Source organism: Micrococcus sp. Alg238-R198 (assembly GCF_900537135.1).
GTDB lineage: Bacteria > Actinomycetota > Actinomycetes > Actinomycetales > Micrococcaceae > Micrococcus > Micrococcus luteus.
Window position 1 is genome coordinate 39,199 of record NZ_UNRH01000008.1, and the last position, 25,411, is coordinate 64,609.

Annotated in this window: 24 protein-coding genes and 1 tRNA gene; 20 read left to right on the top strand and 5 right to left on the bottom strand. The window is 74.1% G+C overall.

Annotation, left to right across the window (positions count from 1 at the left end; all coding sequences use genetic code 11):
- Window positions 1–72 precede the first annotated feature (72 nt).
- The 17 genes from G6R13_RS08695 to ilvA all read left to right on the top strand — a co-directional run bounded on the left by G6R13_RS08695 (window position 73) and on the right by ilvA (window position 19,321).
- Window positions 73–1,671 (top strand): ABC transporter ATP-binding protein, encoded by a 1,599-nt coding sequence (locus tag G6R13_RS08695; protein ID WP_159227965.1) that lies wholly within the window; start codon window positions 73–75, stop codon window positions 1,669–1,671.
- Entirely contained in the window at window positions 1,668–3,083 is a 1,416-nt protein-coding gene (locus G6R13_RS08700) for an ABC transporter permease (protein ID WP_163721446.1), read from the top strand. The genes G6R13_RS08695 and G6R13_RS08700 overlap by 4 nt, the downstream gene beginning before the upstream one ends.
- Window positions 3,080–4,387, top strand: a complete 1,308-nt coding sequence (locus tag G6R13_RS08705) for an ABC transporter permease (protein ID WP_036317814.1) — start codon at window positions 3,080–3,082, stop codon at window positions 4,385–4,387. The genes G6R13_RS08700 and G6R13_RS08705 overlap by 4 nt, the downstream gene beginning before the upstream one ends.
- Window positions 4,388–4,389: 2 nt before the next feature.
- Window positions 4,390–4,821 (top strand): cytidine deaminase, encoded by a 432-nt coding sequence (locus G6R13_RS08710; protein ID WP_010079337.1) that lies wholly within the window; start codon window positions 4,390–4,392, stop codon window positions 4,819–4,821.
- A gap of 74 nt (window positions 4,822–4,895) precedes the next feature.
- Window positions 4,896–6,230 (top strand): thymidine phosphorylase, encoded by a 1,335-nt coding sequence (locus G6R13_RS08715; RefSeq protein ID WP_134416300.1) that lies wholly within the window; start codon window positions 4,896–4,898, stop codon window positions 6,228–6,230.
- A 4-nt stretch (window positions 6,231–6,234) separates the two neighbouring features.
- Entirely contained in the window at window positions 6,235–6,882 is a 648-nt protein-coding gene (locus G6R13_RS08720) for a DedA family protein (RefSeq protein WP_049145521.1), read from the top strand.
- Window positions 6,883–6,906: 24 nt separating this feature from the next.
- On the top strand, window positions 6,907–8,118 hold the full coding sequence (locus tag G6R13_RS08725) for an adenosine deaminase (protein ID WP_036336747.1): 1,212 nt from the start codon (window positions 6,907–6,909) through the stop codon (window positions 8,116–8,118).
- Window positions 8,119–8,125: 7 nt separating this feature from the next.
- Window positions 8,126–8,932, top strand: coding sequence for a MazG nucleotide pyrophosphohydrolase domain-containing protein (locus G6R13_RS08730; RefSeq protein WP_163721448.1), 807 nt, complete (start codon window positions 8,126–8,128; stop codon window positions 8,930–8,932).
- Between the two features lie 177 nt (window positions 8,933–9,109).
- Window positions 9,110–10,387: a phosphopyruvate hydratase gene (eno, locus tag G6R13_RS08735; RefSeq protein ID WP_063189010.1), complete on the top strand. Its 1,278-nt coding sequence runs from the start codon at window positions 9,110–9,112 to the stop codon at window positions 10,385–10,387.
- 137 nt (window positions 10,388–10,524) lie between these two features.
- Entirely contained in the window at window positions 10,525–11,337 is an 813-nt protein-coding gene (locus tag G6R13_RS08740) for a septum formation initiator family protein (RefSeq protein ID WP_134416304.1), read from the top strand.
- Between the two features lie 50 nt (window positions 11,338–11,387).
- A complete protein-coding gene (locus G6R13_RS12455) occupies window positions 11,388–12,986 on the top strand; it encodes a DUF501 domain-containing protein (RefSeq protein ID WP_141843381.1) in 1,599 nt (532 codons plus the stop codon).
- Between the two features lie 53 nt (window positions 12,987–13,039).
- The gene (locus G6R13_RS08750; protein WP_060973857.1) at window positions 13,040–14,455 is read left to right on the top strand and encodes an FAD-dependent oxidoreductase; all 1,416 of its coding nucleotides are present in this window, start codon (window positions 13,040–13,042) and stop codon (window positions 14,453–14,455) included.
- Between the two features lie 91 nt (window positions 14,456–14,546).
- Window positions 14,547–14,623: transfer RNA gene (locus G6R13_RS08755), tRNA-Leu, on the top strand.
- A gap of 184 nt (window positions 14,624–14,807) precedes the next feature.
- Entirely contained in the window at window positions 14,808–15,683 is an 876-nt protein-coding gene (locus tag G6R13_RS08760; RefSeq protein ID WP_036384970.1) for a Bax inhibitor-1/YccA family protein, read from the top strand.
- 121 nt (window positions 15,684–15,804) lie between these two features.
- Window positions 15,805–16,776, top strand: coding sequence for an aldose 1-epimerase family protein (locus G6R13_RS08765; RefSeq protein ID WP_061866920.1), 972 nt, complete (start codon window positions 15,805–15,807; stop codon window positions 16,774–16,776).
- Window positions 16,773–17,990, top strand: coding sequence for an AI-2E family transporter (locus tag G6R13_RS08770; protein ID WP_163721450.1), 1,218 nt, complete (start codon window positions 16,773–16,775; stop codon window positions 17,988–17,990). The genes G6R13_RS08765 and G6R13_RS08770 overlap by 4 nt, the downstream gene beginning before the upstream one ends.
- The gene (gene ilvA / locus G6R13_RS08775) at window positions 17,990–19,321 is read left to right on the top strand and encodes a threonine ammonia-lyase (protein ID WP_061866918.1); all 1,332 of its coding nucleotides are present in this window, start codon (window positions 17,990–17,992) and stop codon (window positions 19,319–19,321) included. Before G6R13_RS08770 ends, ilvA begins: the two co-directional genes overlap by 1 nt.
- Window positions 19,322–19,331: 10 nt before the next feature.
- Here the strand turns inward: ilvA and G6R13_RS08780 are convergent, their stop codons facing one another.
- The 3 genes from G6R13_RS08780 to G6R13_RS08790 form a co-directional block, all read right to left on the bottom strand.
- Window positions 19,332–19,970 (bottom strand): GPP34 family phosphoprotein, encoded by a 639-nt coding sequence (locus G6R13_RS08780; RefSeq protein ID WP_061866917.1) that lies wholly within the window; start codon window positions 19,968–19,970, stop codon window positions 19,332–19,334.
- Between the two features lie 96 nt (window positions 19,971–20,066).
- Window positions 20,067–20,561 (bottom strand): transcription elongation factor GreA, encoded by a 495-nt coding sequence (gene greA, locus G6R13_RS08785; protein WP_073115954.1) that lies wholly within the window; start codon window positions 20,559–20,561, stop codon window positions 20,067–20,069.
- A gap of 258 nt (window positions 20,562–20,819) precedes the next feature.
- Window positions 20,820–21,266 carry a DUF4307 domain-containing protein gene (locus tag G6R13_RS08790; RefSeq protein ID WP_002856530.1) on the bottom strand — a complete coding sequence of 149 codons (447 nt, stop codon included), beginning with the start codon at window positions 21,264–21,266 and terminating at the stop codon, window positions 20,820–20,822.
- A 115-nt stretch (window positions 21,267–21,381) separates the two neighbouring features.
- Here G6R13_RS08790 and mca point away from each other — a divergent pair, with 115 nt between their 5' ends.
- Both mca and G6R13_RS08800 read left to right on the top strand, forming a co-directional pair.
- Window positions 21,382–22,374 carry a mycothiol conjugate amidase Mca gene (gene mca, locus G6R13_RS08795; RefSeq protein ID WP_080694998.1) on the top strand — a complete coding sequence of 331 codons (993 nt, stop codon included), beginning with the start codon at window positions 21,382–21,384 and terminating at the stop codon, window positions 22,372–22,374.
- A gap of 48 nt (window positions 22,375–22,422) precedes the next feature.
- Window positions 22,423–22,827, top strand: coding sequence for a hypothetical protein (locus G6R13_RS08800; RefSeq protein ID WP_036384966.1), 405 nt, complete (start codon window positions 22,423–22,425; stop codon window positions 22,825–22,827).
- Between the two features lie 156 nt (window positions 22,828–22,983).
- On the opposite strand, the gene G6R13_RS08805 is transcribed toward G6R13_RS08800, so the two are convergent.
- Entirely contained in the window at window positions 22,984–23,703 is a 720-nt protein-coding gene (locus tag G6R13_RS08805; protein ID WP_069941637.1) for a hemolysin III family protein, read from the bottom strand.
- Window positions 23,704–23,808: 105 nt separating this feature from the next.
- Between G6R13_RS08805 and G6R13_RS08810 the strand changes: the two genes are divergently transcribed.
- Window positions 23,809–24,582, top strand: a complete 774-nt coding sequence (locus tag G6R13_RS08810) for an isoprenyl transferase (RefSeq protein ID WP_163721452.1) — start codon at window positions 23,809–23,811, stop codon at window positions 24,580–24,582.
- On the opposite strand, the gene G6R13_RS08815 is transcribed toward G6R13_RS08810, so the two are convergent.
- A complete protein-coding gene (locus tag G6R13_RS08815) occupies window positions 24,561–25,208 on the bottom strand; it encodes a rhomboid family intramembrane serine protease (protein WP_122053981.1) in 648 nt (215 codons plus the stop codon). The two genes, G6R13_RS08810 and G6R13_RS08815, sit on opposite strands and share 22 nt — an antisense overlap.
- Window positions 25,209–25,411: the final 203 nt, after the last annotated feature.

A 25,411-nucleotide genomic window follows, 5' to 3' on the forward strand; every position in this document is an offset into this window, starting at 1 on the left:
GCGCGCGGGCGCCCGGCCCGCCCCCGCCGCCGAGCGCGGCACCACGAGCATCGACCAGACGGAAGGCCCTCGATGAGGCTCGAACTGCGCGGGATCACCAAGCGCTTCGGCTCGTTCGCCGCGAACGAGGACGTGAACCTGACCGTGGAGTCGGGGCGGGTGCACACCCTCCTCGGCGAGAACGGCGCCGGCAAGTCCACCCTGATGAACGTCCTCTTCGGGCTCTACGAGCCCACCGAGGGGGAGATCCTGCTCGACGGCGAGCCCGTCCGGTTCTCCGGCCCCGGCGAGGCCATGCGCGCGGGCATCGGCATGGTGCACCAGCACTTCATGCTCGTGCCCGTCTTCACGGTGGCCGAGAACGTGGCCCTCGGCGACGAGCACACCCGCGCCCTGGGCGTGCTCGACCTCGAGGCCACCCGCCGGCGGATCCGGGAGATCTCCGCGCAGTACGGCTTCGACGTGGACCCGGACGCCGTCGTCGAGGACCTGCCCGTGGGCGTGCAGCAGCGCGTCGAGATCATCAAGGCCCTCGTCCGCGACGCGCGCATCCTCATCCTGGACGAGCCGACCGCCGTGCTCACCCCCCAGGAGACCGACGAGCTGCTCGGCATCATCCGGCAGCTGCGGGCGGACGGCACGGCGATCGTGTTCATCTCCCACAAGCTGCGCGAGGTCAAGGCCGTCTCGGACGACATCACCGTGCTGCGCCGCGGCCGCGTGGTCGGCACGGCGGAGCCCTCCGCCGAGGCCGCCGAGCTGGCCGCCCTCATGGTGGGCCGGAACGTCGTCCTCGAGCGGCGCAAGACGGCCCCGACCCTGGGGGAGGAGACGTTCCGCGTCGAGGACCTCTCCGTCGTCTCGCCCACGGGCCAGGTGCTGCTGGACGCCGTGTCCTTCGCCGTCCGCCAGGGCGAGGTCCTCGCCGTGGCCGGTGTGCAGGGCAACGGGCAGACCGAGCTGACCGAGGCGATCATGGGCCTGGTCAAGGCCACCGGCTCCGTCACCCTGGACGGTCGGGAGCTGATCGGCCGGTCCACCCGCCAGATCATCCGCGCCGGCGTCGGCTTCGTGCCCGAGGACCGCTCCACGGACGGGCTCGTCGGCCCGTTCTCCGTGGAGGAGAACATGGTGCTCAACCGGTACGACGTCGCCCCGGCCGGCAACGCCGTGCAGATGCGCCCCGCCGCGGTGCGGGCGCTCGCCGAGCGCCGCGTGGCCGAGTTCGACGTCCGCACCCAGGGCGTGGACCTGCCGGTCTCCTCCCTCTCGGGAGGCAACCAGCAGAAGGTCGTCATGGCCCGCGAACTCGTGGACGGGCTGCGCCTGTTCATCGCCTCGCAGCCCACGCGCGGCGTGGACGTCGGCTCGATCGAGTTCCTGCACGACCGGATCATCGCCGAGCGCGACGCCGGCACCCCCGTGCTGATCGTCTCCACCGAGCTGGACGAGGTCCTCGAGCTGGCGGACCGGATCGCCGTGATGTACCACGGGCGGATCGTCGGCATCGTGCCGGGGGACACCTCGCGCGAGACGCTCGGCCTCATGATGGCCGGCCAGACCCCCGACGACGCGGCCCTCGCCTCCGGCGCAGACGTCGCCGCGGGCACGCCCGGCACCGCCGGTGAGGCGCCCGCCGCCCACCCCACCACGGAAGGAGAGCGCCCGTGAGCACCGCCGCCCCGCAGCGCCCGGCCCCCGCGTCCGACGCGGCCGCCCGGCCCGCCCCCGCCGACTCCGCCCTGCGCCGGATCCTCTCGGGCAACGGCACGGTCACCGCCCTGGCGATCCTGCTGTCCCTGCTGATCTCCGGTCTGCTGATCATCGCCGTGGACGAGGACGTCCGCGACGCCGCCGGCTACTTCTTCGCCCGCCCGGGCGACCTGCTCTCCGCCGCCTGGGCCGCGTTCGCCGGGGCCTTCGCGGCCCTGTTCCGCGGCGCCGTCTTCAACTACCGGGCCTCGGACGCGACGGGCATGCTCTACCCGCTCACCGAGACCCTCACCGTGGCGACCCCGCTGATCATCATCTCGCTGGGCATCGCCATCGCCTTCCGGGCGGGCCTGTTCAACATCGGCGGCCAGGGCCAGTTCATCTTCGGCGCCATGTTCGCCACGTGGTTCGGCGTGCACCTGCACCTGCCGGCCGGCGTGCACCTGCTGCTCGTCGTCGTGATGGGCGTGCTCGGCGGCGTGCTGTGGGGCTCCGTCGTCGGCGTGCTCAAGGCCTGGACGGGCGCGCACGAGGTGATCCTCACGATCATGCTCAACTACGTGGCGGTGAACCTGCTCGCGTACCTGTTGAACACCCCCGTCCTGCGGGCGCCCGGCACCACGAACCCGGTGTCCGCGCCGCTGGACCGCTCCGCCATGTTCCCGCGGCTGCTGGGGACCGACTTCCGGCTGCACTGGGGCTTCTTCGTCGCGCTGCTGGCCGTGCTCTTCACGTGGTGGCTGATGCAGCGCTCCACCCTCGGCTTCCGCCTGCGGGCCGTGGGCGCCAACCCGGACGCCGCCCGCACGGCCGGCATCTCCGTCAAGGGCTCCTACCTGGCCGCCATGGCGATCTCCGGCGGCCTCGCCGGCCTGGCCGGCGCCACCCACGTGGCCGGCACGGAGAGCACGCTGAACACCTCCGTGGCCGGGTCCTTCGGCTTCGACGCGATCACGGTGGCGCTGCTCGGCCGGTCCCACCCGGTGGGCGTGCTGTTCGCGGGCCTGCTCTTCGGCGCCCTGCGCGCCGGCGGCGTGACCATGCAGACCGAGACCGGGGTGCCGGTCGACATCGTCCTCGTGGTGCAGTCCGTGATCGTGCTGCTCATCGCGGCCCCGCCGCTGGTGCGTGCGATCTTCCGGCTGCCCGCCCCGGGCGCCGCGCGCGCCCGCCGCGCGGCCGACCCCGTGACCCAGCCCGCCGTGGCCGGCGCCGCGCTGACCGGTGCCGCCGGCCACGCCGCCGCCCCGTCCACGGGCGTCCAGGAGGCCGCGGCCGCCGCCGTCGCGGACCCGCAGGCTCCGACCACTGCACCCACGGACACGGCCCCGACCCACCGCCCGCACGAGCAGAAGGGGGACGCCCGATGAGCGCGACCGCCGCCCGGCCCCACGCCGACGTCGTCCGCCCCGAGGCCGCCGAGCCCGCCCGGGTCGTGGTCCGGCACTGGACCACCCCGATCGCCCTGACGATCCTGACCCTGCTGGCCCTGGCCGTCTTCGCCCTCGGCGCCCCCGAGGCGGCGGCGACCTTCCGACTCTCGAACGCGTCCGACGCCGTCGTGCTCCCGGACCTGACCGCCGACCCCGTGCTGGGGGGCTGGCTGCTCGTCGGGCTCATGGCGCTGCTGACCGCGGTGGCCTGGCTGGCGACCCTGCGCTCGGGGCGCACCCCCGGCTGGGCCGCGGCCCTGTTCGCCGTCGCCTTCGTGGCCGCGTTCCTCATCTGGGTGATCGGCTCGGCGGACAACACCACCGTGTTCCTCACCGGCCTGATCGCCGGCTCGTTCGCGCTGGCCGTCCCGCTGATCTTCGGCTCGATGGCCGGCATCCTGGCCGAGCGCTCGGGCGTGGTGAACATCGCGATCGAGGGTCAGCTGCTGGCGGGCGCGTTCACGGCCGCCGTCGTCGGCACCGCCACCGGCTCGCCCTGGGCGGGCCTGGCCGCCGCGATCGTGGCCGGCGTCCTCGTGTCCTGGCTGCTCGCCGTGTTCTCGATCAAGTACCTGGTCAACCAGGTGATCGTCGGCGTCGTGCTCAACGTGCTCGTGGCCGGCCTGACGAGCTTCCTGTACTCCACCGTCCTCACGGGCGGGGACACCGAGCTCAACGCGCCGCCGCACTTCCCGAACCTGCGGATCCCGGGCCTGGCGGACATCCCCGTGCTCGGGCCCATCCTGTTCGACCAGACGATCCTGGGCTACGCGATGTACCTGCTCGTCATCGCGCTGTGGTTCGCCCTGTTCCGCACCCGCTGGGGCCTGCGCGTGCGCGCCGTGGGCGAGCACCCCAAGGCCGCGGACACCGTGGGCATCGACGTGAACCGCACGCGGTACGCCGCCGTCCTGCTGGGCGGCGCGGTGGCCGGCATGGGCGGGGCGTTCTTCACGCTCGTCTCCGCGTCGTCCTTCACCAAGGAGATGACGGCGGGCCAGGGCTTCATCGCGCTCGCGGCCGTGATCTTCGGCCGCTGGAACCCGATCGGCGCGTTCTTCGCGGCGCTGCTGTTCGGCTTCGCCACCAACATGCAGTACGTCCTGGCGATCCTCGGCACCCCGGTGCCGAGCCAGTTCATGGCGATGCTCCCGTACCTCGTCACGGTGTTCGCCGTGGCCGGCCTCGTGGGCCGCTCGCGCGGCCCGGCCGCCTCGGGCGTGCCGTACGTGAAGGAGTAGCCGTGGCGGACGGGCAGCACACGACGACGGCGCCGCGCGTGGACTGGGACCGGCTGCGGGCCGCGGCCCTGGCCGCCACGGAGCACGCCTACGTGCCCTACTCGGGGTTCCGGGTGGGCGCCGCCGCGCTCACCGACGACGGCCGCCTCGTCTCGGGCTGCAACATCGAGAACGCGTCCTACGGGCTGACCCTGTGCGCCGAGTGCGCGCTGCTGGCCGACCTGCGCATGGGCGGGGGCGGCCGACTGGCCGCGTTCGTGTGCGTGGACGGCGAGGGCGTGCTGACCATGCCCTGCGGGCGGTGCCGCCAGCTGCTGTACGAGTTCCGCGCCCCCGGGCTCGTGCTGCTCACCCCGGCGGGGGAGCGGGGGATCGACGCGGTGCTGCCGGACGCCTTCGGCCCGGCCGACCTGGAGCGGGCGGACCGTCCCTGACCTGCGGCGCGCTCCCGGGCCTGCTCGCTAGAGTCGGAGGCTGACCGTCGCAGCCGTCCTCCGAGGAGAACCCCATGACCGCGCAGCCGCAGGCCGAGCCCTTCGACGCCGTCGAGGTGATCCGCACCAAGCGGGACCGGGGGACGCTGTCCCCCGAGCAGATCGACTGGGTGGTGGACGCGTACACCCGCGGCGTGGTGGCGGACGAGCAGATGTCCGCCCTGGCCATGGCGATCCTGCTCAACGGCATGGACCGCGCCGAGATCGCCCGCTGGACGGACGCGATGATCGCCTCGGGTGAGCGCATGGACTTCGGCGGGCTCACCACCCCGGACGGCCGCCCCCTGGCCACCGCGGACAAGCACTCCACCGGCGGCGTGGGGGACAAGATCACCCTGCCGCTGGCCCCGCTCGTGGCCTCCTTCGGGGTGGCGGTGCCGCAGCTGTCCGGCCGCGGCCTCGGGCACACCGGCGGCACCCTGGACAAGCTCGAGGCGATCCCCGGGTGGCGGGCCGACCTCAGCAACGAGGCGATGCTGCGCCAGCTCTCCGAGGTGGGCGCCGTGATCTGCGCGGCCGGCTCGGGCCTGGCCCCGGCGGACAAGCGCCTGTACGCCCTGCGTGACGTCACCGGCACGGTGGAGGCCATCCCGCTGATCGCCTCCTCGATCATGTCCAAGAAGATCGCCGAGGGCACCGGCGCCCTGGTGCTGGACGTCAAGTGCGGCTCGGGCGCGTTCATGAAGGACGAGGCGTCCGCCCGCGAGCTGGCCCGGACCATGGTGGATCTCGGCCGGGACGCCGGGGTGGACACCTCGGCGCTGCTCACGGACATGTCCGTGCCCCTGGGCCGGACGGCCGGCAACGCCCTCGAGGTCCGCGAGTCGGTGGAGGTGCTCGCCGGCGGCGGCCCGGCCGACGTCGTGGAGCTCACCGTGGCGCTCGCCGCCGCGATGCTCGCCGGCGCCGGGGTCACGGACGTGGACCCGGCCGAGCACCTGGCCAACGGCCGGGCGATGGACGTGTGGAACCGGATGATCGAGGCCCAGGGTGGCGACCCGCGCGCGGACCTCCCGACGGCGGCCCACACCGAGGACGTCGTCGCGGAGACGGACGGCGTCCTCACCGAGCTGGACGCGATGGCCGTGGGCCTGGCCGCGTGGCGCCTCGGCGCCGGGCGGGAGCGGCAGGGCCAGGCCGTCCAGGCCGCGGCCGGCGTCGAGGTGCACGTGCGCCCCGGCGAGCGCGTGGGCCGGGGTCAGAAGGTGCTGACCCTGCACACGGACACGCCGGAGCGCTTCGAGCGGGCGAAGGCCGCGCTCGCCGGCGGCTGGGCCGTCGGCGAGCTCGACGACGCCGCCGCCCGGACCCTGCGCGAGCGCTCCGTGATCCTGGACCGGATCGGCTGACCGGATGCTCGCGTGGCTCGAGGAGGCGATCCTCCACGCCTCCGCGCAGTGGTGGGTCCTGCCACTGACGCTGCTGCTGTGCCTGCTCGACGGCATCGTGCCGATCTTCCCGTCGGAGTCGGTGCTGGTGGCCCTCGGCGCGATCGTCCGCGACGGGCACCCGTTCTCCCTGTGGGCGCTGTGGGGGGTCGGCTTCGCGGGCGCGTTCCTGGGGGACGTGGCCGCGTACGCGATCGGCCGTGCCGTGGGCGTGGAGCGGTTCCGGTGGATGCGGCTGCGGCGGGTGCGGGCCACGGTCGAGGTCGCCCGCCACCACCTGCACAGCCACGGCGCGCTGCTGCTGTTCACCGCCCGGTTCATCCCCGGCGGCCGCGTGGCCCTGAACCTCACCGCCGGCGCCACCCGCTACCCGCCGGTGCGGTTCGTGGCGCTGGACCTGCTCTCCACGGCCAGCTGGGCCGCGTACTCGATCATGATCGCGCGTCTGACCGCGGGCTGGCTGGAGAACCCGGTGCTGCAGATCGCCGTCTCCGTGACGGGTGCGGCGCTCGTGGGCCTGCTGCTGGACCGCCTGCTCAAGGCCCTGCTGCGCCGCCGGCTGGGCACCGGGGTGAAGGGCCTCACCCTGGCCGAGCAGGAGGCCCTGCGCTGAGCGCCCTGCCGTAGAGTGACGCCCGTGACGACGACGCAGCTTCCGGACACCGCATCCCCCTCCCCGCTCGAGGTCGACCTGGCCGTCCTGCCCAAGGTCTCCCTCCACGACCACCTCGACGGCGGCCTGCGCGTGGGCACCGTCCTCGACCTGGCCCGCGAGGCCGGCGTCGAGGTCCCCGCGGACACCGTCGAGGGCCTGGCCGAGTGGATCGCCGAGCACGCCAACGGCGAGTCCCTCGAGAAGTACCTGCAGGTCTTCGCCCTGACCACCGCCGTGATGCAGACCCGCGAGCAGCTGCGCCGCGTGGCCCGCGAGTTCGTCGAGGACCTGGTCGCCGACGGCGTCGTCTACGGCGAGATCCGCTGGGCCCCCGAGCAGCACCTGGCCGGCGGGCTGAGCCTGGACGAGGCGGTCGAGGCCGTGCAGGCCGGCCTGGACGAGGCGGTCGAGGCCGCCGACGCCGCGGGCCACGTGATCCGCGTGGGCCAGCTGGTCACCGCGATGCGGCACGCCGACCGGGCCCAGGAGATCGCCGAGCTGGCCGTGCGCCACCGCGAGGCCGGCGTCGTGGGCTTCGACATCGCGGGCGCCGAGGCCGGGTTCCCGCCCTCCCGCTTCGCCGACACCTTCACGTGGCTGGCCGCCCACCACCTGCCCGTCACCGTGCACGCAGGCGAGGGCGACGGGCTCGACTCCGTCCGCTCGGCCCTCGTGGACGGCCGCGCGCTGCGCCTGGGCCACGGCGTGCGCCTGGCCGAGGACATCTCGGTGGAGTACGGCGGCGTGGACGAGGACGGCGAGCAGCTGGACGAGCTGACCGGCCTCGTGGACCTGGGCGAGACCGCCGCGTGGGTGCGGGACCGGCAGATCGCCCTGGAGGTCTGCCCGTCCTCGAACCTGCAGACCGGCGCGGTGGACGCCGCGGCGGGCATCGCGGGCCATCCCATCGACCTGCTCGTGCAGCTCGGCTTCCGCGTCACCGTGAACACGGACAACCGGCTCGTCTCGGACGTGTCCCTGACCGACGAGCTCTACCTGCTCGCCGAGACCTTCGGCTACTCGCTCTCCGAGCTGCTGGACCTGCAGCTCAACGCTGCCGAGGCCGCCTTCCTGTCCGTGGACGAGCGCGAGGACCTCGCCGAGATCCTCGTGGCCGGCTGGGGCGAGGTCATCTCCGGCGACGCCGTCGGCCCGGTCCTCGAGGAGCTGGACGACGAGGACGAGGACGACTGATCCGTCCGTGAGCGCGAGTGTGGACCGTCTGGTGGCGGTGGTCGAGGCCCTGCGCGACCACTGCCCGTGGACGGCCGCGCTCACGCACGCCGACCTCGCCGAGTACCTCGTGGAGGAGGCGTACGAGGCGGTGGCGGAGGTCGAGTCCCGCGACGCCGCCGCGTGGGCCGACGTGCCCGCGCGTCGGGCCGACGGCGCGTACCCCGCCCTGGCCGCCGAGCTCGGGGACGTCCTGTTCCAGGTGGTGCTGCACGCCGCCGTCTCCCGGGAGCCGGGCGCCCCGGCGGAGACGGCCGGGTTCCGCCTGGACGACGCCGCCGACGCCCTCACCGCCAAGATGATCCGGCGCAACCCGCTCGTGCTCACTCCCGAGGGCGGCCTGCGCCCGGCCGAGGAGCTCGCCGCCGTCACGCCCGAGGCCGTCGAGCTGGCCTGGGAGCGGGTCAAGGCGCAGGAGCGGGCCGCCGCGGGGCTCTCGTCCGCCGCCCCGGCCCACGGCGACGGCGGCACCGGCCCGGGCCTCGACGTCGGCGACATCCCGGCCCGGCTGCCGGCGCTGGCCGCCGCCGCGAAGGTGGTCGACCGCGCGGCCCGGCAGGAGCCGGACCCGCTCGCGGCGCACGTCCCGGTGCCGGCCGCGGAGGCGGGGGAGCGTCCGGTGGCGGTGTGGCCGGACGAGACCGCGCTCGGGGCGGAGCTGTTCGCGCTGGTGTTCCGGGCCCGGGCGGCGGGGCTGGACCCCGAACGGGCCCTGCGCACCACGGTGGCGCGAGTGCGTGCGGGGGACTGGTCGGCGCTGCGTCCGTCCGGCTGACGCGACGCCGCGCCGGCCCGGCCGCCGCCCCGACCGCGCCCCAGCGACATCGCAGCCGGGGGGAACGGCGGTCTTGTCGCCGGCGCGCGGCCGACTGGAACCGGAGGTCCCCGCTAGGCTGAGGCCGTGTCCACGCCGCGGGCACGACTTCCGACTTCGATTGAAGGAGACCCGTCCATGGCCCTGATCGACGCCATCCACGCTCGCGAGATCCTCGACTCGCGCGGCAACCCCACCGTCGAGGTGGAGGTCCTGCTCACCGACGGCTCCCTGGGCCGCGCGGCCGTGCCCTCGGGCGCGTCCACCGGCGAGTTCGAGGCGGTCGAGCGCCGTGACGGGGACAAGAAGCGCTACGGCGGGAAGGGCGTGCTGGACGCCGTCGCCGCGGTCGAGGGCATCGCGGAGGAGCTCGAGGGCGAGTTCGCCGCGGACCAGCGCGCCGTGGACCGCGCGATGCGGGACCTGGACGGCACCCCCAACAAGGGCACGCTGGGCGCGAACGCGATCCTGGGCGTGTCGATGGCCGTCGCCGTGGCCGCCGCGCAGGCCTCCGACCTCATGCTCTACAAGTACCTGGGCGGCCCGAACGCCCACGTGCTGCCCGTGCCGATGATGAACATCCTCAACGGCGGCGCCCACGCGGACTCCAACGTGGACATCCAGGAGTTCATGATCGCCCCGATCGGCGCCCCGTCCTTCCGCGAGGCCCTGCGCTGGGGCACCGAGGTCTACCACGCCCTGAAGACCGTGCTGCAGGAGAAGGGCCTGTCCACCGGCCTGGGCGACGAGGGCGGGTTCGCCCCGTCCCTGGAGTCCAACCGCGCCGCCCTGGACCTCATCGCCGAGGCCGTGACGAAGGCCGGCTACCGCCTGGGCGAGGACATCGCGCTGGCGCTGGACGTCGCCTCCTCCGAGTTCTTCGACAAGGGCTCCTACACCTTCGAGGGCCAGCAGCGCTCCGCCGAGGAGATGGCCGCCTACTACACCGAGCTGGTGGACAACTACCCGATCGTCTCCATCGAGGACCCGCTCGACGAGGACGACTGGGACGGCTGGCAGCACCTGACCGCGCAGCTGGGCGATCGCGTCCAGCTGGTGGGCGACGACCTGTTCGTCACCAACGTGGAGCGGCTGCAGCGCGGCATCGACGAGAAGGCCGGCAACGCCCTGCTCGTGAAGGTCAACCAGATCGGCTCCCTGACCGAGACCTTCGACGCGATCGCCCTGGCCCAGCGCCACATGTTCCACTGCATGATCTCGCACCGCTCGGGCGAGACCGAGGACACGTTCATCGCGGACCTCGCGGTGGCCACCAACGCCGGCCAGATCAAGACCGGCGCCCCGGCCCGCTCGGACCGCGTGGCCAAGTACAACCAGCTGCTGCGCATCGAGGAGGACCTGGCCGACGCCGCCGTCTACGCGGGCCGCTCCGCCTTCCCGCGCTTCCGCGGCTGACCGTCCCCGACGACGACGCGCGGGCCCGCCCGGATCCCTCCGGGCGGGCCCGCGTCCGTCCCGGGGGCGGCCAGGAGCCTGCCAGGGGCGGGCAGTAGGCTGGGAGGGTCCCCGCCACGCGTCCGAAGGAGTCCGCGATGAGTCCGCGCCGCCCCCGCGTGCCCCGTGTCGACCCGACGACGGGCGCCCCGCGCCGGACCGCCGTCGCGGCCCCGGCGGCCCCGACGACGGCCTCCCCGAAGGCGGACACGCCCACGCCGACCCCCGCGGCCCCCACGCCGGCGCCCGCGGCGACGGACGCAGAGGTCATCGACCTGCAGAGCGTCCAGGAGCGCCGCCAGGCCGGTCACCCCGGACACCTGGACGGGCACCCGGACGCGGACCGGGCCGACACGGCCCCCGCCGGGGACACCGCCGCCCCCGCATCCCCGTCGGCACCCCCGCGCCGCACGGCTCCGGCCCGCCCGGCCGGGCGTCGGCCCCGGCCCGCCCCCCGCCGCGCCGCATCCGCCGCCGCCACGGCCGCCCGCCGTCGGGCCCCGCTGCCGGAGCCGGTGCCGGCCCGGCAGATCACGGGCCGCTCGCTCATCGTCGTCGCCGTGCTGCTGGTGGCCGCCGTCCTGGTGGCGCCCACGCTGCGCGCGTTCCTGAACCAGCAGCTGGAGATCTCGGCCGCGCGCGAGGAGATCGCCACCATGCAGGCCCAGCGCGAGGACTACGAACGGCGGATCCAGCTGTGGGACGATCCCGCCTACGTGACCCAGCAGGCGCGTGAGCGTCTCGAGCTGGTCATGCCGGGGGAGACCCTGTACTCCGTGACGGGGCGGCCCTCCGAGACCGACACCGAGGCCGAGGACACGCCCGCCGCCGGCGCGGACGAGGTCGTCAACACCCGCCTGCCGTGGGCCGAGGGCCTGTGGGACTCGGCCGTCCGCGCCGGGCTCGAGTGAACCCCGCGTCCCGCCCCCGCCCGCACCACCCCCGCACCCCCGAGGACACCATGACCGTCAGCCCCCGCCCCGCCCAGGACCGCACCGTCACCGAGCAGGACCTGGACACCCTGTCCCGCCAGCTCGGCCGCCCGGTCCGGGACGTCGTGGAGATCGGTGCCCGCTGCGTGTGCGGCAACCCCCTCGTGGCCACCACCGCGCCGCGGCTCTCCAACGGCATCCCGTTCCCCACGACCTTCTACCTGACGCACCCCGTGCTGACGGCGGCGGTCTCGCGCGTGGAGGCGGACGGGGAGATGGCGCGCATGAACGACCGCCTCGCCCAGGACCCCGCGCTCGCGGCCGCGCACCGCGCGGCGCACGAGGCCTACATCGCCGAGCGGGACCGGGTCGGGGCCGAGGCCGGCACGGGGCCCGTCCCGGAGATCGCCGGGGTCTCGGCCGGCGGCATGCCCGAGCGCGTGAAGTGCCTGCACGCCCTCGTGGGCCACGCGCTCGCGGCCGGGCCGGGGGTGAACCCGCTCGGTGACGAGGCGATCGCCCTGGTGGCCCCGTGGTGGACGCCCGAGGTCTGCGCGTGCGAGGGCGCGTGGGACGAGGCCGCGGCGGTGCCCACGAAGGACCTGTCCCGGCACGTGAGGCACCTCGAACGCGTCGCCGCGCTCAAGGAGGTCACGGTGGCCGGCGTGGACTGCGGCACGAACTCCATCCGCCTGCTGATCTCCCGGCCGGCCGGGACGGATGAGACCACCGGCGCCGTGGCCGACCCGACGGCGCCGCTGGCCGACGTCGTGCGCGAGATGCGCGTGGTGCGCCTGGGCGAGGGCGTGGACGCCACCGGCGCGTTCTCCGACGCCGCGCTGGAGCGCACCTTCGCGGCGGTGGACGAGTACGCCCGCCTGGTCCAGCGCCACCACGCCGGCCGGGTCCGGTTCGTGGCCACCTCCGCCAGCCGGGACGTCTCCAACCGGGCCGCGTTCGTCGACGGCGTCCGGGAGCGGCTCGGCGTCGAGCCGGAGGTCGTCTCGGGCGCCGAGGAGGCCGGCCTGTCCTTCGCGGGCGCCGTCTCCGCCGTCGAGACCGCGGACCTGGGCCCGGAGGACCTCGTGCTCGTCGTGGACCTCGGCGGCGGCTCCACCGAGCTGGTCGTCGGCACGCCCGCGGGCGAGGTCGTGGGCGCGGTCAGCCTGGACATGGGCTGCGTGCGGTTCACCGAGCGTCATCTGCGCTCCGACCCCCCGACGTCGGACGAGGTCGCCGCGGCCCGCGCGGACGCCCGCCGCCTCCTCGACGACGCCGCCGCCCGCCTGCCGCTGGAACGCGTGGCGCGCGTGGTCGGCGTGGCCGGCTCGGTGACCACCGTGACCGCCGAGGCCCTCGGGCTCAGCACGTACGAGCCCGAGGCCATCCACGGTGCGCGCCTGCCGATCGCCGAGTTCCGCGCGGCGGCGGAGGGCCTCGTGGCGGCGACCCGGGCCGAACGCGCCGAGCGGGGGTTCATGCACCCGGGACGGGTGGACGTGATCGGCGCGGGCGCGCTGCTGTGGAGCACCGTCCTGGAGCGGGTGGCCGAGGTCGCGGGCGTCACCGAGGCCTGGGCGAGCGAGCACGACATCCTGGACGGGATCGTGCTCTCGCTGCGGTCCTGACCACGACGGCGGAGAGTGGAGGGGCCGGGCCCGTGCGTGCGTAGACTGGCGGTATGTCTCTCACTCCTGAACTGTCTCCCAAGCCGCGCCTGCTGATCGTCGGCGGCGGCTACGCCGGGTTCCATGTCGCCCGCGAGCTGCAGAAGAAGGTCGCCGAGCGCGGCGGCGTCGTGACCGTCGTCGACCCCCGCCCGTACATGACGTACTACCCGTTCCTGCCCGAGGTCGTGGGCGGCCACATCGAGGGCCGCCACGTGAACGTGGACCTGCAGACGCACCTCAAGGACGCCGAGGTCGTCCGCGGCGCCGTCGTGTCCGTGGACCACGCCGGCCGCACCGCCGTGGTGCGCGGCGAGGGCGGCGACGAGTTCGAGATCCCGTACCAGGACATCGTGATGACCGCGGGCGCCGTGACCCGCGTGTTCCCCATCCCGGGTCTGGGCGAGCAGGGCATCGGTCTGCGCTCGGTCGAGGAGGCCGTCCAGCTGCGCAACCAGATCCTGGAGCGCCTGGACGCCGGTTCCCTGATGACGGACGCCGAGGAGCGCAAGCGTGCCCTGACCTTCGTGGTGGTGGGCGGCGGCTTCGCCGGGATCGAGGCCATCGCGGAGATGGAGAACCTCATCCGCAACGCCGTGGAGCGCAACGAGCGCCTCTCCCAGTCGGAGATCCGGATCGTCCTCGTCGAGGCCATGGGCCGCATCATGCCCGAGGTCTCCGAGGAGCAGGCCCAGGGCGTGGTGGAGCACCTGAAGGACCGCGGCATCGAGGTCCTGCTCAACACCTCGCTGGGCGACGCCACGGACGGCGTCATGAAGCTCGTGGCCATGCCCTCCAAGGAGGAGGCGGAGACCTTCGCGGCGGACACCCTCGTGTGGTGCGCCGGCGTGGTGGCCAACTCCGTGGTCAGGAGCACCGACTTCCCGGTGGACGACCGCGGCCGCGTGGAGGCCACCCCCACCCTGCAGATCAAGGACGGCGAGGCCGGCGCGCTCGAGGGTGCGTGGGCCTGCGGCGACGTCTCCGCCGTGCCGGACCTGACCGGGGCCGGCCCGGGCGGCTTCTGCGTCCCGAACGCCCAGCACGCCATCCGTCAGGCCAAGCGTCTGGCCGCCAACTACATGGCCGTGCGCCACGGCGAGGGCGAGGTGCAGGAGTACGTGCACAAGTCCCTGGGCACCGTGGCGGGGCTGGGCTTCGGCCGCGGCGTGGGCAACCCGCTGGGCACCAAGATCGCCGGCATCCCGGCGTTCCTGGCCCACCGCGGCTACCACGGCTACGCGATGCCCACCCTGGAGCGGAAGTTCCGCATCCTGTCCGGCTGGGTCGCCGAGACCCTGTTCGGCCGTGACTCCACCTCGGTGGCGGGCCTGGACACCCCGTTCAACCCGTTCCGCCGCGCCGCGGGCGTCGAGCTCGAGCCCGGCCGCTTCGAGCGGCAGCGGGCCCTCGAGTCCTCGAAGGGCTGATCCCGCAGCCAGCGGGCCGCCGGCCCCGTCCGAGCGCATCGGGCGGGGCCGGCGTCGTCCGCACCCGGGCCCGCGTCCACGGGCCCGCCACGCCCCCGTGGCCCAACTGGCAGAGGCGGCCGACTTAAAATCGGCGTGTTGCGGGTTCGAGTCCCGCCGGGGGCACCACGCGTCTCCCCGCGCGCCTCGCTTCTGCGCCCACCGTGAACAGCCGGTGAACCGGCGCGGATCCACGCTCCGACCCCGCGCGCGGACACAGACCTCCCGATAGGATCGTGCTGAACCCCGGGGCACGAACGCGGCTCACTGCGGCGGCGTGCGACCGGGCCGACTCGACCCGAAGGAGTGAGCCGTGGCGAATCCGGTCATGAACTCTCAGAACTTCCAGCAGCAGATGCAGGGCGGCGGACAGGCGCAGCCCGGTTGGTACCAGGGCGGGCAGCAGTCCGCGCAGTCCCCGTACGGCCAGCAGCAGAGCCCGTACGGCCAGGCCCAGGCGTTCGGCGCCGGCCAGGCGGCCCAGCAGTACGCGCACCAGCAGTCCATGGAGGACGCCTTCCGCGCGCCCTCCGCCGGCCCGGAGCAGACCGGCCGGATGACCTTCAACGACGTCGTCGGCAAGACCGGCCTGATGCTCGTGCTCGTCGTGGTGGCGGGCGCCGTGGGCTGGTTCTCGCCGGGCCTGATGATCATCGGCGCGATCGCCGGCCTCGTGCTGGGCCTGGTCAACGCGTTCAAGCGCGAGCCCTCGCCCGTGCTGATCATGGCCTACGCCGTGGCGCAGGGCCTGTTCCTGGGCGGCATCTCGGCGTTCTTCGAGGGCGCCTACCCGGGCATCGTGGTGCAGGCCGTGCTCGGCACCTTCTCCGTGTTCGCGGTGATGCTGGCGCTCTACACCTCGGGCAAGTTCCGCCCGACCCCGCGCATGACGAAGATCGTCATGGGCGCCATGATCGGCTACCTCGTCTTCATGCTCGTCAACCTGGTCCTCACCTGGACCGGCATCGGCAACATGCGTGAGGGCGGCCTGGGCCTGATCATCGGCGCGATCGCCGTGCTGCTCGCCGCGTACTCGCTGACGATGGACTTCGAGATGGCCGCCGTGGGCGTGAAGAACGGCGCCCCGCAGAAGTACTCCTGGTCCGTGGCCTTCGGCCTGACCGTGACCCTGATCTGGCTGTACATCGAGATCCTGCGCATCGTCGCCATCCTGCGCGGCAACGACTGACCGGCGCCCCGTCCCCGCACGGAGACCCGCACCGCCGCCCCGGTCCTGCACAGGGCCGGGGCGGTCTGCGTCCGCGAGGGCGTAGATTGAGGGGGTCCCTCGCCGCCACTCAGGAGGTTTCGTGACCGAGACCAGCGACCTGCCCGCCTTCGGGGCTCCGGACGCCACCGGCACCCAGCACCGCCTGCACCGCGGGTCCGCGGAGGCCGTCGTCGTCGGCCTGGCCGGTGCCCTGCGCAGGTACCGCGTGGGCGGCGTGGACCTGACCGAGCCGTACGGCCAGGACGTGGTCCCGCCCGCCGCCAACGGCATCCAGATGAGCCCGTGGCCGAACCGCGTCGCCGGCGCCCGCTGGATCCTGGACGGCGTCGAGCAGCGCCTGGACGTCACCGAACCCGCGCGCGGCCACGCCAGCCACGGCCTGCTGCGCAACACCCACTTCGTCACCGAGACGTTCTCCGCCCACGCGGTGACCCTGCGCGGTGAGATCCACCCCCAGCACGGCTGGCCGTTCCGGCTCACCCACCGCGTCACGTACGAGCTCGAGGCGGACGGCGGCCTCACCGTCACCGCCGAGGTGCAGAACCACACGGACGCCACCGTGCCCGTGGCGGTCGGCTCCCACCCGTTCCTGCGGATCGGGGACGTCCCGACGGCGGAGCTGAGCCTGCGCGTGCCCGCGGACGCCTGGATCCGCACGGGGGAGGACCTCATCCCCGTGGAGACCCTGCCGGTGGACGGCACCGACCTGGACTTCCGCCGCGGCCGGGCCGTGGGCGAGGCCGCCCTGGACGTGTGCCTCACCGGCCTGACCCCGGACGCCGACGGCCGGCACCGCCAGACCCTGCTCGCCGCGGACGGCCGCGCCGTGACCCTGTGGACCGACCACGCGTTCGCCTACACCCACGTCTTCGTCACGGACCGGCTGCCCGGCCGTGACACGGCACTAGCGGTGGAGCCGCTCACCGCTCCCGCGGACGCCCTGAACTCGGGGGAGGGCCTGCACCGGCTCGCCCCGCACGCCCGCTGGAGCGTCCAGTGGGGTCTGACCCCCCATGTCCCCGACCACCCACACGAGGAGGATCGCGCGTGAGCTCGACCCTGGCGGCCCAGACCAAGATCGACAAGGACGTGCCCTACGGGCTGACGGTGGCCGCGGCCTGGTCCTGGCGGCTGGTGGCCGTCGTCATCGGCATCGGCGTCGTGGTGTACCTGCTGGGCTTCGTGAGCCTCGTGGTGATCCCGATCCTCGTGGCCGCGCTGCTGGCCACCCTGCTGGCCCCGGTGTTCCAGGCGATGCGGCGCATCAAGGTGCCGGGCGTCGCGGCCGCCCTGCTGTGCGTGCTGCTGCTGGTCGTCGTCGTGGTGGGCCTCATGGGGCTCGCCGGTCAGCAGATCGTCCAGGGCTTCGCCCAACTGGGCGGCCAACTGGGCCAGGCCGTCGACGACGCGATCGCCTGGCTGGCCGGCGTGGGCGTGGAGATCCCCCGTTCCGGTGCCGGGCTGGAGGGCCTGTGGCAGACGCTGCGGGACAACTCCGCCACGGTCATGAACAGCGCCGTCTCGTTCGGCTCCACGGCCGTCAACATCGGTGCGGGCCTGTTCATCGCCCTGTTCTCCCTGATCTTCTTCCTCTACGACGGCGACCGCATCTGGCGCTTCCTGCTGATCTTCGTGCCGAAGGCGCACCGGGCCACCGTGGGCCGCGCGGGCCGCTCCGGCTGGCAGTCCCTCGGCTCCTACGTGCGGGTCCAGATCTTCGTGGCGTTCATCGACGCCGTCGGCATCGGCATCGGCGCCCTGATCCTCGGGGTGCCGCTGGCCATCCCGCTGGCCGTGCTCGTGTTCCTGGCCTCGTTCATCCCGATGATCGGCGCCACCCTGACCGGCGCGATGGCGGTGCTCCTGGCCTTGATGTCCAACGGCCTGGTCAACGCGCTGCTCATGCTGGGCGTGGTGCTGGTCGTGCAGCAGATCGAGTCGAACGTCCTGCAGCCGCTCGTGATGGGCAAGGCCGTCGCGCTGCACCCGCTGGCCGTGTTCCTGGCCGTCGCCGCCGGCTCCACCGTCCTCGGCCTGGCGGGCGCCGTGTTCGCCGTGCCGGTGCTGGCCTTCGTGAACAGCTTCGTCCGCGCCCTCACCGCCGACACCCCCGAGGAGCTCACGGAGCGGACGGACCACGCCCTCGAACCGGGCGGCGCGGAGGACGAGGCGGCCGGCTCCCACCGGTACCGCCCCTCGACGCACGAGGACGCCGCCCTCGCCTCCGAGGCCGACGCGGGCACCCGGCACGGGGACGGCGCCTGATGGGCGCGGCGCAGGCCACGGACACCCCGGACCGGACCGTCCCGACGCCGTCGCCCCGGTGGGTGCGGCCCGCCGGCGGCCCGCCGGCCCCGACGGCGCTGCCCGTCACCCTCGAGGAGATCGAGCGGGCGCGCGAGACGCTGCGCGGGATCGCCGAGCTCTCCCCGCTGCAGCACTCCCGGGCGCTCTCCCGGGCCGTGGGCACGGACGTGCACCTGAAGTGCGAGAATTTGCAGCGGGCCGGCTCGTTCAAGGTCCGCGGCGCCTACGTGCGGATGGCGCAGCTGAGCGAGGAGGAGCGCGGCCGCGGCGTCGTGGCCGCCTCGGCCGGCAACCACGCCCAGGGCGTCGCCCTCGCGGCCGCCAAGCTCGGCATCCGCGCCCGCATCTTCATGCCGCACGGCGTCGCCCTGCCCAAGCTGCAGGCCACCCGGGACCACGGCGCCGAGGTCGTCCTGCACGGCTCCACCGTGGACGAGTCCCTCGCCGAGGCGCAGCGGTGGGCCACGGAGACCGGTGCCGTGTTCATCCCGCCGTTCGACGACCCGGCCGTGATCGCGGGCCAGGGCACCGTCGGCCTCGAGATCCTCGACGTGCTGCCGGACGTGGACACCGTGATCATGGGCATCGGCGGCGGGGGGCTCATCGCCGGCACGGCCGTGGCCCTCAAGGAGGCCGCCCGGCGTCGTGGGCGCACGGTGCGCGTCATCGGCGTGCAGGCGGCCACCGCCGCCGCGTTCCCCGGCTCCCTCGAGGAGGGCCGCGTCCAGGTGCTGGAGAGCGTGTCCACCATCGCGGACGGCATCGCCGTCGGCAGGCCCGGGGCCCTGCCGCTGCGGATCGCCGCCGAGCTGGTGGACGCCGTCGTGACCGTCACGGACGACGAGATCGCCGCGGCCCTCGTCCACCTCCTCGAGCGCTCCAAGCTCGTCGTGGAGCCGGCGGGCGCCGTCGGGGTGGCCGCCCTGCTGGCGGGCCGCACGGCGGACCTGGGCTTCGAGCTCGGCACCACCGCCGTGATCCTCTCCGGCGGGAACATCGATCCGATGCTCATGCTGAAGTCCATCCAGGCCGGACTGTCGGCCGCGGGGCGCTATATGACCGTGCGCATCCCGCTGCGGGACCGCCCGGGCGAGCTGGCCACGATCTCACGGATCATCGCGGACACGGACGCCAACGTGGTGCGCGTGGACCACACCCGCGTCGGCCCGGAGCTGTCCATGGGCGGCGCGCACATCACGATCGACATGGAGACCCGCGGCGCCGAGCACTCCGCCCAGGTCCTGGAGGCGTTGCGCGCGGCCGGTTACAGCCCGGCCCCGCTGCCCTGACCGGGCCGGCTCAGGCCGCGGAGCCGGCGGCGGCCGCGGTGACGGTGCCGGAGGTCCCGCCCACCGCGCGGCGCACGGCCTGGACCAGGAGGTCCTCGCGCGTCAGTGTCTCGATGCGGCGGACCATCTCGCGGCGGTCGTAGCGCTCGTGGGAGCCCGGCAGCAGGCGTCGGGCGAGGTTGAGGTGCTGCAGCACGCCGAGCAGGAGCACGTCCTCGTCGGCGGGCTCGGCCTCGTCGAGGACCACGGCGGTCAGGTGCGCCAGCAGCTCGGTGCGCTCGGTGCCCCGGGGGACGTGCCGGGTGGCCAGGAAGGCCTTGCGCTCGGTGAGGCGGCCGGTCTCGGTCAGATGGGCGACGACGGCCTTGCGCAGGTCCGGCTTGCCGGCCGCCACAGTGGACACGAGCGGTCGGCCGGCCAGGGCGTCGACCTGTCCGAGGGAGGAGTCCAGGACGGGGTCGCCGGTGGTGCCGGCCGCGGTCACGAGCACGCGGGCCCGGTCCACGGGGACGTCCTCGAGGGTCACGATCCCGGCGGAGCGGTGGTCGGCCAGCGCGGCGGCCGCGAGGGCCACGCGGTGGTGGGAGGGGCTCTCGGAGAGCCCGTCCTCGCGGGTGAGCAGCAGGTGCGCCTTCTCGACGGTCAGCATGGGGCCAGAGTAGCAACGGGGGCGCGGTGGGGCCCGGGACGGACGACGGCCGCGGCCCCTCGAGGGGACCGCGGCCGTCGTCGGGGCCGGGGAGGGTCAGCCGGAGTAGGGCTGGACGTCCTTGATCTCGACCTTGATGTCCTTGCCGTTCGGGGCGGTGTAGGAGACCTTGTCGCCCTTCTTGGCGCCGTTGATGGCCTCGCCGAGCGGGGAGCGCTCGGAGTAGACCTCGAGCGACTCGTCGTCCGCGGCGATCTCGCGGTTGCCGAAGAGGAACGTCATCTCGTCGCCTGCGACGACGGCGGTCACCACGGTGCCCGGGTGCACGGCGCCGTCGTTCTCGGCGGCCTCGCCCACGCGGGCGGTCTCGAGCAGGTGCTTCAGCTCGGCGATGCGGCCCTCGTTCTTCGACTGCTCCTCGCGGGCGGCGTGGTAGCCGCCGTTCTCCTTGAGGTCGCCCTCATCGCGGGCGGCCTCGATGCGCTCGATGATCTCCTGACGGCCGGGACCGGAGATGTACTCGAGCTCCTTGGAGAGGCGATCGTACGCCTCCTGGGTCAGCCACGGGGCGTCGGACTGGCTGGTGGTCATGCTCTGTTCCGCCTTTCTGTCTCGGGTGATGCGGAGTCCGGGGCGCGGCGCACCGGGTCTGGCGCGCGATCCGCGTCCGGCGGACGCGCCCGCATGCGAAAGACCCCGCCGATCAGGAGGGCGCGCGTGCCCCGAGGGCTCCGTGCGACGCCTGCCTGACTCACCGGCGGGGCGGGAATGCTCCGACGAGTCTATCCGGGCGGCGTGCGTCACACCAAAGGCGGCCGCTACGCCGAGGGCGGAGCGGGCCGGGAGGGTTCAGACCTTGCGGCAGGTCTCGACGACGCCGGAGTCGCCCCGCACCACGGTGCGCACGTCCACGGTGTAGCGCTGCTGCGCGTCCGAGGGGGAGTCCCGCCGGTCGGCCGGCAGGGTCTCCAGGCGGACGGTGCGGAAGCCGACGGGGGCGGCGTGGGAGTCGGTGACGAGCACATCGCACTCGGCCTGCACGCCCTCCGGGACGGAGGCCTGGAAGGTGACGGTCGCGTGGCCGTCGTCCTCGATGGTGAAGCCGACGTCCTTGTACTCGATGGCGCCCACGGACATGTTCAGGCCGATCCACACGGACAGCAGCACGGCCACGACCAGCCCGAGCCCGCCGAGGCCCGCCCACAGCCGACGACGGCCCGGACGCGTGTGGTCCGTGCCGTACCGGTTGGCTAATGTGGGGTCCTGCGCGCGGACCGCGGGGGCGTGGTGAGACATCCCCTCCACCCTAGCCGCTGCCCGCCGCCGGAGGCCGATGACGACGTCGGCCTGGACCCCTCACGCCGCCGCCCCCGCGGCGGCCCCGCCATCCGGACAGGAGTGTGCGATCCCCGTGACCGATCAGACCCCCCAGGCCCAGCCCGCCGCAGGCACCGCCCTGCCGCCCTCCACCGGGCTGCGTCTCATGGCGGTGCACGCCCACCCGGACGACGAGTCCTCGAAGGGGGCCGGCACGATGGCCGCCTACGCGGCGGCCGGGGCCGAGGTCATGGTCGTCACGTGCACCGGCGGCGAGGCCGGCACCCTGCTCAACCCGTCGTTCGGGGACACCACCCGGGCGGACCGGGACATCGCGGCCGTGCGCCGCGAGGAGATGGCCGAGGCCGCGGGCATCCTCGGCATCCGGCACGCCTGGCTCGGCTTCCTCGACTCGGGCCTGCCCGAGGGGGATCCGCTGCCCGCCCTCCCGGCGAACTGCTTCGCCGAGGTCCCGCTCCAGGACGCGGCGACCCCGCTGATCTCGCTCGTGCGCCGGTTCCGCCCGCACGTGCTCATCTCCTACGACGAGGTCGGCGGCTACCCGCACCCGGACCACCTGCAGGCCCACGCCGTGACGATGGAGGCCTACCGGGCCGCGGGCCTCGCGGACGAGTACCCCGAGGCCGGGCCCGCGTGGGAGGTCTCGAAGGTCTACTACGACTGCGGCTTCAACCCGCGGAAGTTCCGCACGATGGCCGCGGTGGCCGAGGCCGACGGCGAGGACGTGCCGTTCGCCCGACGCCTGATGATGTTCGACGCGATGGACGCGATGCGCGAGGTGCTGCGCCGCCGTGAAGCCGGGGAGGACGTGCCCGACCCGGAGGTCATCCCGCCGTGGGTCACCGCGGACCACGACGTCACCACGCAGGTGGACGTCACCGGCTTCCTCGACGAGCGCGATGCCGCCCTGCGGGCGCACCGCACGCAGATCGACCCCGACGGCATGTTCTTCGACGCCCCCCACGACCTGCAGCGGCGCGCCTGGCCGTGGGAGGACTTCGCGCTGATCGACTCGCGCGTGCCCTCCGAGCTGCCGGAGCACGACCTCTTCGCCGGCCTGCGCTGAGCCGACCCGGCTCGGGCCGTGCGGCCGGGACCGGTAGAGTGGGGCGGCGTGACACCCCTGTCTGGCCTTCCCCTCGTCCTCACCGCGCTCGCGGCCGCGAGCCCCGCGCCGGTGCCCGCCGTCCCGGAGCCGACGCTGCGCCCCGGGCTCGAGGAGGCGGAGGTCACCCCCGGCATCGAGGGGTTCCTGTTCACCGCGCTCATGGTGGTCATGGCGATCATCGTCCTCCGCGTCATGGTCCGCTCGGTGCGCCGCGTCCAGCAGCGTTCCCCGGAGGCCGAGGCCATGCTCGTGGAGCGCCATCAGCAGCACCTGCCGGACGAGGTCCGCGCGGGCGGCGAGCACCTGGACGCGGACTCCGAGGACCGGCTGCGCCGCCTGCAGGAGAAGTACCCCGGCTACCTCCAGGAGCCGGCCCCGGAGCCCCAGGCCCCGGACACCGGACGCGACTGACCGTCGTCGGGCCCGTGCACGCCCGAGACTCGACGCCGGAGACTCCACGCCCGAACCCTTGAGGCCCGCAGACGCGCCGCTACGGCATGACCGTAGCGGCGCGTCTGCGGGCCTCGGCGCTGCCCGGCGGGGCGCAGACCCCCTTCCTCGACACGCTCAGGCGACGACGAGCACCGCCCGGTAGATGGCGACGGCGTGGCACACGAAGCCGGCCACCGTGAAGGCGTGGAACAGCTCGTGGAAGCCGAACCACTCGCGGTGGATCGTGGGGGCCTGCAGCGCGTAGCAGACCGCGCCCGTGATGTACGCGACGCCGCCGGCCACGATCAGCCACCCCGCCGCCGCATCCGCGGCGAAGAAGTCGCCCAGGTACAGCAGCGCCGCCAGCCCGAGCACCACGTACACCGGCGTGTAGAGCCAGCGCGCGGCATCCGTCCACAGCACCCGGAACGCGACGCCGGCCACGGCCCCCACCCACACCAGGGTGAGCAGCACCCGCGCCCGGTCCGGAGCCAGCAGGGCCAGGGAGAGCGGCGTGTAGGTGCCGGCGATGACCAGCATGATGTTCGTGTGGTCCAACCGCTTGAGGACACGGGAGACCACCTCGTTCCACTGCACCAGGTGGTACGTCGCCGAGACCGCGAACAGCAGCAGGCCCGTCACGGTGTAGACCGCGCTGGCCCACCGCAGCGTCGCGGTCGGCGCGAGCACGATGAGCACGATGCCGGCCGCCAGCGTCAGCGGCGCCATGACCGCGTGGATCCAACCGCGCAGTCGGGGCTTGTACAGCGGATGGTCGGGGTCGCGGATGCGCTCGATGCGCCAGCGCAGGCGACGGGCGGCGTCGGTCTCGCGGAGGGGTGTCACAGGGTCCATGCCTCCATTGTCGTCGGTCGGCCCGGGGCCGGGGCACGGGATGGTCGCTGTGTGCCGCGCGCGTATCCTGGAGGCTCGCAGGACCGTCCGAGAGGGGAGCGCGCCGTGGGTCGACCCGAGGCCTTCTACCGCCTGTACGAGCGGCGGCTGACGCGCGGCCTGGACCCGGAGCGCCTGCCCCAGCACATCGGCGTGCTGGTGGACGGCAACCGTCGCTGGGCCCGCGCGTTCGGGGCGTCCACGCAGCAGGGCCACCAGGCCGGAGCTGAGCGCATCCTCGACTTCATCGGCTGGTGCGACGAGGCCGGCATCCCCGTGGTCACGCTCTACATGCTCTCCACCGAGAACCTGCGGCGTCCGGCGGAGGAGCTCGCCCCGCTCCTGAAGATCATCCAGACGACGGCGGAGCGCCTCGCCCAGCCGGCCGAGGGCCGCGCCCCCGTGTGCGTGCAGCCGGTCGGCGCGGTGGACCTGCTCCCCGAGCCCATGGCGCGACGGCTCGCCGAGGTGGCCGAGCAGACCAAGGGCCACGACGGCGTGCACGTGAACGTGGCCGTGGGCTACGGGGGCCGCCAGGAGATCCTCGACGCCGTGCGCGAGCTGCTGCGGGACGAGCACGCCCTGGGCCACAGCGCGGCGGAGGTGGCCGAGTCCGTCACCGTCGAGCAGATCGCGGACCGGCTCTACACGCGCGGCCAGCCGGACCCGGACCTGGTCATCCGCACGTCCGGGGAGCAGCGGCTCTCCGGGTTCCTGCTCTGGCAGTCCGCCTACTCGGAGTTCTACTTCTGCGAGGCCATGTGGCCCGCGTTCCGCAAGGTCGACTTCCTGCGCGCCCTGCGCGACTACGGCAGCCGTCAGCGCCGGTTCGGCACCTGACGGTCGGCGCGGCCCCACCACAGGCCCAGCAGCACCCCGACGACGGCCCCGGCCAGGTGGCCGGTCCACGAGATGCCGGGGGCCGGCAGCAGGCCGATCAGGCTCGAGCCCAGGTGCGTGAGCGCGACGAGCACGGAGACGACGACCGCCCCGATCCGCCGCACCGCGATCCCGTAGACGATCAGGAACGCGATCAGCGCGTACACGATCCCGGAGGCGCCGATGTGCACTCCGGGGGTGCCGATCACCCAGGTCAGCAGGCCCGAGCCCAGCCAGGCGCAGACGAGCAGGGCCACCGGCCGACGCGAGACCAGGGCGGCCAGCGGACCGAGGACGAGCAGCGCCGTCGTGTTGCCGATCAGGTGGGCCCAGCCGGCGTGCAGCACGGGGGAGAACAGGACCCCGTCGAGGCCGCCGAGGCGTCGCGGGATCAGGCCCACGCCGGGGATGATCACCCGGCCGAGGAAGATCAGCACGACCTGCGCGACCCACATGGCCGCGATCAGCACGGCGGTGGGCGCGACGGCGCCCAGCAGGCGGCCGCCGGCGCGCTCGGCCAGGGTCGGGGCGGGGGCCGGGCCGCCCGGCAGATCGGGCAGGCCGGGGGACGGGCGGTGCATGCTCATGGGCCCTCCTGGGGACGGGGAGCGGGCGGCCGTCGGGACGTCGGCGGCGCGTCTCCAGTGTAGGGAGCACTGGCCCTCGGGGACCGTGGCGGGGCCGGGACGGACCGTCACCGCGACTTCATCCCGGGTTCACCGTGCCGGGACCCGGCGGACGACGCCGCTTCCTAACGTGGACCGTGGGCGGACCCCCGTCCGCACGGTTC

Coding starts and splice junctions, on each gene's coding strand:
- G6R13_RS08780 (WP_061866917.1), bottom strand. CDS start 19,970: ATGCTGACCGTCGAGAAGGCGCACCTGCTGCTCACCCGCGAGGACGGG.
- G6R13_RS08740 (WP_134416304.1), top strand. CDS start 10,525: ATGAGTCCGCGCCGCCCCCGCGTGCCCCGTGTCGACCCGACGACGGGC.
- ilvA (WP_061866918.1), top strand. CDS start 17,990: ATGGGCGCGGCGCAGGCCACGGACACCCCGGACCGGACCGTCCCGACG.
- G6R13_RS12455 (WP_141843381.1), top strand. CDS start 11,388: ATGACCGTCAGCCCCCGCCCCGCCCAGGACCGCACCGTCACCGAGCAG.
- G6R13_RS08750 (WP_060973857.1), top strand. CDS start 13,040: ATGTCTCTCACTCCTGAACTGTCTCCCAAGCCGCGCCTGCTGATCGTC.
- greA (WP_073115954.1), bottom strand. CDS start 20,561: ATGACCACCAGCCAGTCCGACGCCCCGTGGCTGACCCAGGAGGCGTAC.
- G6R13_RS08790 (WP_002856530.1), bottom strand. CDS start 21,266: ATGTCTCACCACGCCCCCGCGGTCCGCGCGCAGGACCCCACATTAGCC.
- G6R13_RS08805 (WP_069941637.1), bottom strand. CDS start 23,703: ATGGACCCTGTGACACCCCTCCGCGAGACCGACGCCGCCCGTCGCCTG.
- G6R13_RS08705 (WP_036317814.1), top strand. CDS start 3,080: ATGAGCGCGACCGCCGCCCGGCCCCACGCCGACGTCGTCCGCCCCGAG.
- eno (WP_063189010.1), top strand. CDS start 9,110: ATGGCCCTGATCGACGCCATCCACGCTCGCGAGATCCTCGACTCGCGC.
- G6R13_RS08715 (WP_134416300.1), top strand. CDS start 4,896: ATGACCGCGCAGCCGCAGGCCGAGCCCTTCGACGCCGTCGAGGTGATC.
- G6R13_RS08815 (WP_122053981.1), bottom strand. CDS start 25,208: ATGAGCATGCACCGCCCGTCCCCCGGCCTGCCCGATCTGCCGGGCGGC.
- G6R13_RS08720 (WP_049145521.1), top strand. CDS start 6,235: ATGCTCGCGTGGCTCGAGGAGGCGATCCTCCACGCCTCCGCGCAGTGG.
- G6R13_RS08695 (WP_159227965.1), top strand. CDS start 73: ATGAGGCTCGAACTGCGCGGGATCACCAAGCGCTTCGGCTCGTTCGCC.